We start from the raw sequence: 9911 nt of genomic DNA, 5'->3' as shown, positions 1-9911 counted from the left end.
GGTCTTGGCTGTTTATATTTTAACCAATAAATTGCTGTATTGCAAGCATAGTGAGCTTTTAAAGATAAATTATTGTTTTATTGGTCAGCAATAATTGTCTGTTTTTTATTTAATTTTACATGACAAGTTCGGAAGAGCCGATATTTTTTGATCTCTAGCAAGGTTTTATCAAAACTCTTTTTATCTGCGAACACAATTCCTTCCTCAGGAATTGTGTTAATAACTTCACAATCTAAACCCGCCTTTTTAAGATAGATATAACTCGTCGCAATTTCCCCTGAAAAATGATCATGAATACCGAGGAAAGAGTCGGGATCTTGTCTATTAAGTAACCGCATCTCCTTTTCACTTGTTGCGTAGAAGTAAACTTTGGTCATATTTGTAGAATTTATCCTAATGGTGATGTACGAAGTCTCTGGTTTTGGGGAACGCCGGAATGTAGCAATAAATATTATGGAACACAAAAGCTACCTACTTTTTCACTGAAGACATCGGCTTGGTATAGATCGATTTGTGATCGGGTTAAGTTTTGAAACCCTTGATTATTGCTAGGTGCAATTTGATTAGCTTGATAATACCATGTCACCGTTTCCTTGAGGGTTTGCCGAAAATCCCAGACGGGTTGCCATTTTAGGGTATGGAAAGCCTTATCTGTGACTAGATTAAGCAATTTAGCCTCATGAACAGCCTTCGGATCACTTTGATCGAGCCAAGTCCCCGGCCAAAGTTGTAGGATAGACTCAACTAACTCTTTAACCGGGCGATTAGAAGTCAGAGACGGACCGAAATTAAACGCCCCATATAAACCCCGGCTGTCTTGCTGCCAATTAGCCGTCATCAACTGCTCATAAATCGACTCAGCCAACCGTAAATAGCCACCTAAAGGCTCTAAAACGTGCTGCCAAGGGCGAGTCGCTAGAGGGTTCCGCACCGGAATCGCTTCCGACTTTATCAAGGCCCGCATCGCATCGGGTACAATCCGATCTAGGGACCAGTCTCCGCCACCGATGACATTTCCTGCCCTGGCACTGGCAATGCCGATGGGGGTTTGAGGGGTTTTAAAGAAGGAATTTCGCCAAGATGCGATCGCCAACTCCGCCCCCGCCTTACTAGAACTATAGGGATCGTAACCCCCCAAGGGGTCATTTTCCCGATAACCATAGACCCATTCCCGATTCTCATAGCACTTATCGCTAGTAATAAACACGGCGGCACAGGGATGAGTCAGGCTTTTGAGGGCCTCTAAAACGTGAATAGTCCCCATGACATTTGTGTTCCACGTTTCCACCGACTCCAGATAAGAAAGCCGCACTAAGGGTTGTGCCGCTAAATGAAAGACTACATCCGGCTGCCATGAAGCGATTAAACGAGTCACTAACTCAGGCTCTCGAATATCTCCTATATGATGACTCAGGTTTTGAGCTAAGTCCAATTGGTCAAATAAGGCGGGGGTGGTATTGGGAGCTAAACTGAGGCCTTTTACCTCTGCTCCTAGATGGAGTAACCAAAACGCCAGCCAAGACCCCTTAAAGCCAGTATGACCCGTGATAAAGACCTTTTTGCCCCGCCAAAATGCTTTCTTTACCATATTTTCCATCTAGCTTGTCCAGTGTCATAAAGGTGATTGAGCATTTCCATTTCTCGATAAGTATCCATGCACTGCCAAAACCCATCATGCCTATAGACGGCGAGTTCTCCCAAAGCAGCCAGGGTTCTGAGGGGCTGTGCTTCAAAAGTCGTCGAATCTCCCTCAATTAAATCCAAAACCTTGCGATTTAAGACAAAATACCCCCCATTAATCCATCCTTCAGCCGTTTGCGGCTTTTCTTGGAACTGACTGACTAGATTATCCTCAATCACTAACTCGCCAAAGCGAGAAGGAGGACGAACCGCCGTCAAGGTGGCTAATTTCCCATGAGAGTAATGGAAATCCAACAGATCCGCAATATTCACATCACAAACCCCATCCCCATAGGTGGCTAAAAAGATCTCACTTCCACTTTGGTCTATATAAGAGGTGAGACGTTTAAGACGGCCTCCCGTCATGGTTTCCTGTCCCGTATCAACTAACCAAATACGCCAGTCTTCCTCATCATGTCCACTATCGAGTTTGGTCACTTTTTTATTGCCTAACTCTAAGAGGACATCACTTTGATTCCAATCATAGTTAAAGAAATAGTCCCGGATTATTTCCCCTTTATACCCTAGACAGAGCATAAAGTCAGTTAACCCATATTGGGCATAAGTTTTCATGATATGCCAAATAATCGGTCGATTTCCGATGGCAATCATCGGCTTAGGTCGAAATTCGGTTTCTTCCCGCAGTCGGGTTCCTTTGCCACCACACAAGATGGCCACGGGAATATTAGACTTATAGTCCTTAACTGTTAAACTAACCGATTGTATTACCATTGGATTATATAGTGAAGGGCTTTGAGAGTGACATCATCTTATCGAGGCAGTTTAACACGGGATTCCCGATTGTGTCCAAGATCTGTCTAAAAAAATTTTTGTTAATGGGACTTAGACAAAAAACAAATCGAGAAAAGCTTCAACTCCAATCCCCGCTTGGGATTTACTTCGAGAAGCCCAAAATCGCTGAAACCCAGATATATCAAGGAAAATCATAAATCGAGGTTAACCCTTTGTCCCGTAATGGTTTGAGCCTTTTTTGCTGACCGAAAACGCCTAAGTCCCATTAAGCGAGTGTACCCAGTTTATTGCTAAACAGGCTCTTAAATCTTATAGCAGTTATCTTCATGGTGAGGTACGAAGTTTTCGTTTTGGGGAGTCGGCCAGTAATGCTAAATCAGGTTATACTTCATCTTTAACGCTATAATTCTGACCGAGTAGGACTAGAAATTCGTGCTACCATGCGAAGATAAATATTCGGGGATACGGTCACGAAGCTACCAGACAATTTTAGGATAAAAATACCGACACTTATGGGGAAATCAATCAATAAAGTCCGAGGAACGGCACTGATTTTAGGTATTCTAGCGATCGCCTTTGCCTTTTTCACCAGGATTGTCAGTATTTTTGAATACGTTACCTTCGATATCGGACCCGATCCCGATCAGATTACCCTTGGTTATCTTTCGATGGATATGTGGAAGGGAAACTTTCCTCAATTGGGACCTGCGGGGGGGGGTGGAAAATATGGATTCGTAATTCCTCCCCTCTATGGTTATTTAGCGTTCCCTCTGACAATTTTCGGTACCGCTCCCGAATTTCAAGTCCTTACCAATGGACTATTTTCTTTTCTATCGATTCCCCTCTTAATCTACTTTGTTTATCAAGTTTTAGAAAATGTAGAAAAAGATAAACGTCTTCTCCTGTCCAGTTTGGCAGGATTTTGGTATAGCACGATTTATGCGGACTATTTCATTAATAATTTTTCCTGGGCTCCTAGCCCAATACCCTTTTTCCTGCTCGTTTTTGCTTTACTCTATCGTTTCCAGATGGAAACGACTAAGCCGCTGCTCTATCAGGCTATAGCTTGGATATTCTTCGGGATTACCGTCGCTATATTGGTGAGTTTACACACCACCACAATGTTAATTATCCCAGTGACTTCTGTTATCGCCTGTCTATGGTTTGTTTATCGCAATCGCAAGAATACTCGTAAATGTCTTTTGCCTTTTCTATCGATTCTCTCGGCAAATCTCGCCTTATTTATGTATTGGCACAGTGAGATCGTTCGGAATTTCGCTAATACGAGGGGAATCGTGAGAGCACTCACGGCGAAGGGGGCGAGCGGTGAACCATCGAGCAATCTGTTCACTCGTCTATTTAAAGCGATTTGGGAAACGGTTTATCTGGGTAATCAAGTATTTTTTTTGAATGACAATATATCGATTTTCAATGTTGTAGTTTCGGTGATTTTTTTAGGCATTTCTCTATACATAGTCATCAAAAAATATCGAGGCAATAAAACACTGATCGGCTTTTTTGCGATCCCTTGGATAATTTTTCTCTACGCTTCCTCTAATTATCCTGATGAGCATTTTTATTCCCATCGTAAAATCTTACTATGGTTTGCTCCCATCCTTATGGCGATCGCTAGTCTGGCCTATCTAAACTTTACTAAGACGTTCGACAGGATCCTCGGTTTAGTTCTAGCAATTATCATCGGCTATTCTATCGCAACTAATCTCTATTTCAATCAACGTTATCTTGCTAGTAAATACGGTTCCGAAAGACTCCTATCCGTGGCCGATACAGTGGAAATTATCAATCAGATTCCGGTCGGTTCAACCCTTTGTGATCCAGCCAAGAAAGGCATAAGAAAAGAGCGCGGTCAGTACGATTATATTGATACCTTTATGACCAAAAGAGAGCTAACGATAACCAATGCCTGCCCATCGGGTAGTTATTATATACAGCCGAAATTTAAAATGGCTATCCAAATGAACGATTTATTTCCAATTTTTACCCTCGCCAAAACCCCTCCTCTCGATCGCCCGATGACTTCCCTTCTGGAAACCCCAGAAGCCTATCTCTATAAAATCGAGTAGAAATAACTCAACCGTGATAGCGCAATTTGCTGGGGATATTCTTAGGAAGTTTTCCTTTTGGGGAGTCGATTGTCGGTAGTCAGCAATAAGCTGTATTGCATTTAAACTGGGTATTTATTTTAGTACAAATGCTCGCTCTCTCCTTACTCATAGACAGTCTTAACAAGTGCTTTAGATAGTCAACAGCTTACTGCCGATGATTACCTCACCTTGGCGGCGTATTATTGACAATATTGAGAGCATAAAGGCGAAAACGCTCTAAATCAGCTTGCAGGGTCGATTCCACCACTCGACCAAGGAAAAGATTATCCATCAATTTTCCTAACCAACCAGGTATAGCATAGGCTGCTGTCAGTCGCACAATACTCTTACCATGACGGTCATAAAAACGAATCGCCCCGCGGTTAGGTAACCCGTCCACGGATTCCCATTGAATCATCTGGTGGGGGACAATTTTCAGGATCCGTGACAACCAAGTAAATTCCAGACCACCACTGGCTAACTTCCAACGGGAAAGCTCTGGCTCCTCCTCTAGAATTTTCACCGATTCGATCCATTTCATCCACTGGGGCATTTGTTCTAAATCTGACCAGAGTTCCCAAACCAGATCGATCGGCGCGTCCACTTCTACCTGTACACTATGTTCTAACCAAGTCATTCGTTAATTCTGGCGATGCTAAATATTTCTATGATAACGGCTATTAGTCTTTAGTCTTTGACTCAATGATAAAATAAAAACAATCTTCGACGTTTAATTTTACTATGTTAATCAGAAAACTGCTCGAATGTGAGGAATTCATCGCCGGTGATCATACCCGATTGCGCGAGTTATTGCATCCCGATAAACAGCCGTTAAATCTACGTTATAGTTTAGCCCACGCGCGGGTAGATATGGGGGAAACTTCTACTCCCCACGCTTTAAAAACTGCGGAAGTTTATTATATTCTGCAAGGACAAGGGGAAATGCACATCGATGAGGAAGTGCAATTAGTGACTGTCGGTGCCGCCATTTATATACCTCCTCTAGCTAAACAATATATTCATAATTGTGGAGAGGAACCGTTAGTTTTCTTGTGCATTGTTGATCCCGCTTGGCGAGTAGAAGACGAAATTATCTTTGAGTAAAACTAATGAATATTGGCATTATTGGACTGGGTTTAATCGGTGGTTCTTTGGGGTTAGATTTTCGATCGCAAGCTTATAAGGTTTTGGGAGTTTCCCGTCAACAATCCACCTGTGATATCGCTGTACAAAAAGGCGTGGTAGATGAATCTAGTACCAGTTTAGAATTATTGGCTACTGCCGATTTAATCTTTATCTGTACTCCCATACATTTAATTGTGCCAACTTTGCACAAATTAACTCCCTATTTAAAACCCCAAGCCATTGTCACCGATGTGGGATCGGTTAAAGGGGCAATTGTGGCCAATTGTAGTCAATTATGGCCAAATTTTGTCGGTAGTCATCCCATGGCCGGGAAAACCGAACAGGGAATTAATGCGGCACAATTTGGTTTATTTGTCAATGCCCCATATCTGATTACTCCCCTTGAATCTACCCCTAACTTTGCCGTGGAAATCTTAACTGAAATCGTGCAGAAATTAGGCTGTCAAATTTATTATTCCTCCCCCGAAGAACACGATCGAGCCGTGGCATGGATTTCCCATCTGCCAGTAATGATTAGCACCAGTTTAATCCAAGCTTGTGGGAAAGAACAAGACTTGAATATTCGCCAATTAGCGGAAAATTTAGCTAGTTCTGGTTTCCGCGATACCAGTCGCGTCGGTGCTGGCAATCCCGAATTAGGTTTAATGATGGCTCAATACAATCGTCAAGCTTTATTGATATCCTTGACAAATTATCGGCAAAATCTTGATCAAGTTATTGACTATATTGCAGGAGAAAAATGGCAGGAACTAGAGGAAATTCTCGTTTCTAGTCATCAATATCGATCCAATTTTCTTCAATAAGAAGAACATTTTGTCCAGCAATTATACCACAGTGCTGTATTATAGATTTATCCTCAGTAAATCAATGAAATAATATGAACACCTTTTTCGACTTTGAAGCCGAATTTGTTGACTCCTTACGTTGCATACCAATGACCGTGAGAATGAAACTAGATACCTGTGGAGTTAAATTAAAATTGTCCCATTGGATGCAGTTGAGTCAACTGGAAAGAATGGTATTAGTTAATATGGCTTGTACGACGGCAGCAGAGGCCAAAATTTATCGAGATTTTCTGCAAAAATTAATCACCGAAAAAACTGGCCATCCCCCGGGAGAACTAGCAATAGATTCCCATCCCGCTTGGCTAGATGATGGCCAGATACCCGTTACAGTCCTAGAAAAAGCCAAAGAATTCCAGATCGAAATTAGTTTAGAACAATGGCAAAAATTGCCACCATCCCAACGGTTTGCCCTGATTAAACTCAGTCGTCCAGGTCATGAAAATCTCAACTTCTATCCGGCCCTGAAAGAGTTCCATATAGTCGATGCCTAACTCAAGAACCTAGGCTAGATTAATTAAGTTTCTTCCTATCTTACTATCATGACAAGCAAAAAGGCGATTGAGTCAATAAATTAGTATTTTAGACTAGATAAATCTCGAATTAAAACAGGGGAAAATAACGGATGATAGCCGGTTTAATTAGTCCCAGCAAAGGGGAGGTTTTCTGCTATTGTAAACCTTAATGGGACTTAATGCGGGAGGATAAAATTAAATAAATTGCAGTAAATTGCCGCTCTGGGGATTGGTGATTTTTCTTAATAAAAACGATAATTAATGAACCTATTCTTGGAAAATAATTATTAATTATACCGTTTCCATCCAGTCAAAAACTTGATTCAATTGCGACAAATCGATTAAACCGTACTGCCATAAAACCATCGGCAAAGAACCCACCGATGCTTCACAGAGACGCACAGCCATATCGAAGGAACGGGGGGAAATTGCTAATTTCTCCAAGAGGAAAGTGCGGAGTTGTTTTTGTTGATGAGCTTCCATGATTAAGGATCATTTATAATGACAATCTGATTATTGAATAACTTATCCTCTATTAAAAAGAGATGCTTCCCTCACGGGGATCACCCAATTGGGTGATTTTGTCGACCAATCGCAATAATTTAAGAATTTATCCATAATATGTCCTACTATCCCGAAATTGCTAGTGGGGATATCAACACTTTCTTTACTTAGAAAAACCATAAAGGGGAGCTTTTGGGATAAGCTATTGATAACCTAGTTTTTGCTCGAGTAGGAGAGAATTGCCCCCAATGAGTCATGCTCCTCAAGTTTCCGTGATTATTCCTTGCTATAATCACGGTCGCTATCTTGATGATGCGATCGCATCTGTTTTAGTGCAAACATACCAAAATCTTGAAATCCTTGTCATTGATGATGGATCCACAGAACCAGAAACCATCGAGGTTTTACAAAATTATCAACAGCCAAAAACCAGGATTATTCGCACAGAAAATCAAGGAGTTGCCACAGCCAGAAATCTAGGAATTGCCCAAGCGCAAGGAACCTATATTCTTCCCCTTGATGCCGATGATAAAATTGCCGATTCTTATCTAGAAAAAGCGGTTACTTTGCTAGAAGGTAATGAGCAATTAGGTATAGTTTATTGCGAAGCGGAATATTTTGGCGATAGACAAGGAATTTGGCCGCTGCTTGAGTATAAATTTCCCGATATATTAGTAGATAATATGATATTTTGCTCTGGTTTGTTTCGGAAATCCGATTGGGAAACTGTGGGCGGCTATAATAGCAATTTAATTTATGGTTGGGAAGATCACGATTTTTGGTTATCTCTGATCGAATTAGGTCGAGAAGTCTATCGTATCCCAGAAGTGTTATTTTTCTATCGACAAAAAGCTGATTCTATGAGTCGCTCAATGACCCCAGAACACTATATTTATTCCTACACCCAACTTTTTTATAATCATCCTCAACTTTACTCCCAAAATATCCAAGCCATTTTTGCTGCTTTAGTCGCCTTAAAAGTTGATATATTCGCTCAGTTGGAACAGGCTAGAGAACGAATTAAACAATTAGAAATTCATGAACAAGAATTGCATCAAGAATTGCAAAAAACCCAATTGAATTATCGAGAAAGAGACGAGGAATTGCAAAAAGCTTACAGTAAAATAGCCGCCATGGAAAAAAGTAAATTCTGGCAAATGAGAAGGGCTTGGATTAAAATGCAAAAATTGCTAGGTTTGCTGGAAAAAGACCCAATTTACTCCTAAAAGTCAGGTAAAAATGACGATGGATCAAGGCGGGGGTGGGTGGACTTTCCCTAACCCACCCGACTTTTTAATCGACGGCAATTAGGGAACGATTGCGAAGATAGGCCAAATCTTTTAATAACTGTTGGCTATCACCACCGTTATTAAGATTAATCCCCAAAGCCGCTAAATCCGCATCTACCATTAATTTTACCAGTCCCTCGAATGTCACCGACGGCTGCCAGCCTAATTTCTCTCTGGCTTTTGTGGAATCTCCTATTAATAAATCTACTTCCGCTGGACGCAAATAACGTTGATCAAACTCCACATAATCCTGCCAATTTAAATTAACGTATTGGAAAGAAATATCGAGAAACTCCCGGATAGAATAGGTTTCATTGGTCGCCACCACATAATCATCCGGTTCTTCCTGTTGTAACATTAACCACATCGCCCGCACATAGTCCTTAGCATAACCCCAATCCCTTTTAGAATCGAGATTTCCTAGATAGAGTTTTTTCTGTTGTCCGGCAATAATTCGGGCCAAGGCGCGGGTAATTTTGCGCGTGACAAAAGTTTCTCCGCGCCGGGGGGATTCATGGTTAAATAAAATGCCGTTACAGGCAAATAAGTCGTAGGATTCCCGATAGTTGATTGTTTGCCAGTGACCATAAACTTTCGCACAAGCGTAGGGACTGCGGGGATAAAATGGCGTGGTTTCTTTTTGGGGAACTTCCATGACTTTCCCGAACATTTCCGAGGAACCTGCTTGATAGAAACGCACTTCGATGCCGGTTCTTTTTTGATAATCCCGAATTGCTTCTAGTAATCTTAAGACCCCCACACCCACAGCATCAACGGTGTATTCTGGAGCATCAAAACTAACTCGCACGTGGGATTGGGCCCCTAAATTATATACTTCTACCGGTTGCACTTGTTCGAGGATACGCCGCAGGGTCGTCCCGTCGGTGAGGTCGCCATAGTGAAGAAATAATTTAGCATCCGGCTGGTGGGGGTCAATGTAGATATGATCAATGCGATCGGTGTTAAAAGTTGAAGTACGACGGATGATACCGTGGACTTCGTAACCTTTTTCTAATAATAATTCGCTCAGATAGGAACCATCTTGACCGGTGATGCCGGTAATTAGGGCGCGTTTAG

The 9911-nt window shown here is 41.7% G+C and carries 11 protein-coding genes; 5 read left to right on the top strand and 6 right to left on the bottom strand.

The genetic code is table 11. The annotated features are described in order from the left end of the window. Positions 1 to 77 precede the first annotated feature (77 nt). From IM462_RS00635 to rfbF, 3 genes are all read right to left on the bottom strand, one after another. Entirely contained in the window at positions 78 to 377 is a 300-nt protein-coding gene (locus IM462_RS00635; RefSeq protein WP_287700066.1) for a hypothetical protein, read from the bottom strand. A gap of 74 nt (positions 378 to 451) precedes the next feature. After that, positions 452 to 1597 carry a CDP-glucose 4,6-dehydratase gene (gene rfbG / locus IM462_RS00630; protein ID WP_287700065.1) on the bottom strand — a complete coding sequence of 382 codons (1146 nt, stop codon included), beginning with the start codon at positions 1595 to 1597 and terminating at the stop codon, positions 452 to 454. Further along, complete coding sequence (gene rfbF / locus IM462_RS00625) at positions 1582 to 2412, bottom strand: glucose-1-phosphate cytidylyltransferase (RefSeq protein WP_287700064.1); 831 nt, start codon at positions 2410 to 2412, stop codon at positions 1582 to 1584. The genes rfbG and rfbF overlap by 16 nt, the downstream gene beginning before the upstream one ends. 533 nt (positions 2413 to 2945) lie before the next feature. Here rfbF and IM462_RS00620 point away from each other — a divergent pair. Then, positions 2946 to 4517 (top strand): hypothetical protein, encoded by a 1572-nt coding sequence (locus IM462_RS00620; RefSeq protein WP_287700063.1) that lies wholly within the window; start codon positions 2946 to 2948, stop codon positions 4515 to 4517. A 205-nt stretch (positions 4518 to 4722) separates the two neighbouring features. Here IM462_RS00620 and IM462_RS00615 read toward each other — a convergent pair whose 3' ends face one another. Further along, on the bottom strand, positions 4723 to 5175 hold the full coding sequence (locus IM462_RS00615; protein ID WP_287700062.1) for an SRPBCC family protein: 453 nt from the start codon (positions 5173 to 5175) through the stop codon (positions 4723 to 4725). 104 nt (positions 5176 to 5279) lie between these two features. Here IM462_RS00615 and IM462_RS00610 point away from each other — a divergent pair, with 104 nt between their 5' ends. The 3 genes from IM462_RS00610 to IM462_RS00600 all read left to right on the top strand — a co-directional run bounded on the left by IM462_RS00610 (position 5280) and on the right by IM462_RS00600 (position 7020). Continuing rightward, complete coding sequence (locus IM462_RS00610; RefSeq protein WP_287700061.1) at positions 5280 to 5642, top strand: cupin domain-containing protein; 363 nt, start codon at positions 5280 to 5282, stop codon at positions 5640 to 5642. Between the two features lie 5 nt (positions 5643 to 5647). Then, on the top strand, positions 5648 to 6487 hold the full coding sequence (locus tag IM462_RS00605) for a prephenate/arogenate dehydrogenase (protein ID WP_287700060.1): 840 nt from the start codon (positions 5648 to 5650) through the stop codon (positions 6485 to 6487). A gap of 74 nt (positions 6488 to 6561) precedes the next feature. Beyond that, on the top strand, positions 6562 to 7020 hold the full coding sequence (locus IM462_RS00600; RefSeq protein WP_287700059.1) for a nitrate reductase associated protein: 459 nt from the start codon (positions 6562 to 6564) through the stop codon (positions 7018 to 7020). Between the two features lie 312 nt (positions 7021 to 7332). Here the strand turns inward: IM462_RS00600 and IM462_RS00595 are convergent, their stop codons facing one another. Further along, a complete protein-coding gene (locus IM462_RS00595; protein WP_002758191.1) occupies positions 7333 to 7524 on the bottom strand; it encodes a DUF2949 domain-containing protein in 192 nt (63 codons plus the stop codon). Between the two features lie 269 nt (positions 7525 to 7793). Here IM462_RS00595 and IM462_RS00590 point away from each other — a divergent pair, with 269 nt between their 5' ends. Further along, positions 7794 to 8771, top strand: a complete 978-nt coding sequence (locus IM462_RS00590) for a glycosyltransferase (RefSeq protein WP_287700058.1) — start codon at positions 7794 to 7796, stop codon at positions 8769 to 8771. Between the two features lie 67 nt (positions 8772 to 8838). Here IM462_RS00590 and gmd read toward each other — a convergent pair. Next, positions 8839 to 9911, bottom strand: a 1073-nt coding sequence (gene gmd, locus IM462_RS00585) for a GDP-mannose 4,6-dehydratase (RefSeq protein WP_287714761.1), incomplete at its 5' end; no start/stop codon positions are given.

This window comes from Microcystis sp. M144S2 (assembly GCF_020246065.1).
GTDB lineage: Bacteria > Cyanobacteriota > Cyanobacteriia > Cyanobacteriales > Microcystaceae > Microcystis > Microcystis ichthyoblabe_A.
This window is presented reverse-complemented; position numbering and strand designations above follow the sequence as displayed.

Coding starts and splice junctions, on each gene's coding strand:
- IM462_RS00635 (WP_287700066.1), bottom strand. CDS start 377: ATGACCAAAGTTTACTTCTACGCAACAAGTGAAAAGGAGATGCGGTTA.
- rfbG (WP_287700065.1), bottom strand. CDS start 1,597: ATGGAAAATATGGTAAAGAAAGCATTTTGGCGGGGCAAAAAGGTCTTT.
- rfbF (WP_287700064.1), bottom strand. CDS start 2,412: ATGGTAATACAATCGGTTAGTTTAACAGTTAAGGACTATAAGTCTAAT.
- IM462_RS00620 (WP_287700063.1), top strand. CDS start 2,946: ATGGGGAAATCAATCAATAAAGTCCGAGGAACGGCACTGATTTTAGGT.
- IM462_RS00615 (WP_287700062.1), bottom strand. CDS start 5,175: ATGACTTGGTTAGAACATAGTGTACAGGTAGAAGTGGACGCGCCGATC.
- IM462_RS00610 (WP_287700061.1), top strand. CDS start 5,280: ATGTTAATCAGAAAACTGCTCGAATGTGAGGAATTCATCGCCGGTGAT.
- IM462_RS00605 (WP_287700060.1), top strand. CDS start 5,648: ATGAATATTGGCATTATTGGACTGGGTTTAATCGGTGGTTCTTTGGGG.
- IM462_RS00600 (WP_287700059.1), top strand. CDS start 6,562: ATGAACACCTTTTTCGACTTTGAAGCCGAATTTGTTGACTCCTTACGT.
- IM462_RS00595 (WP_002758191.1), bottom strand. CDS start 7,524: ATGGAAGCTCATCAACAAAAACAACTCCGCACTTTCCTCTTGGAGAAA.
- IM462_RS00590 (WP_287700058.1), top strand. CDS start 7,794: ATGAGTCATGCTCCTCAAGTTTCCGTGATTATTCCTTGCTATAATCAC.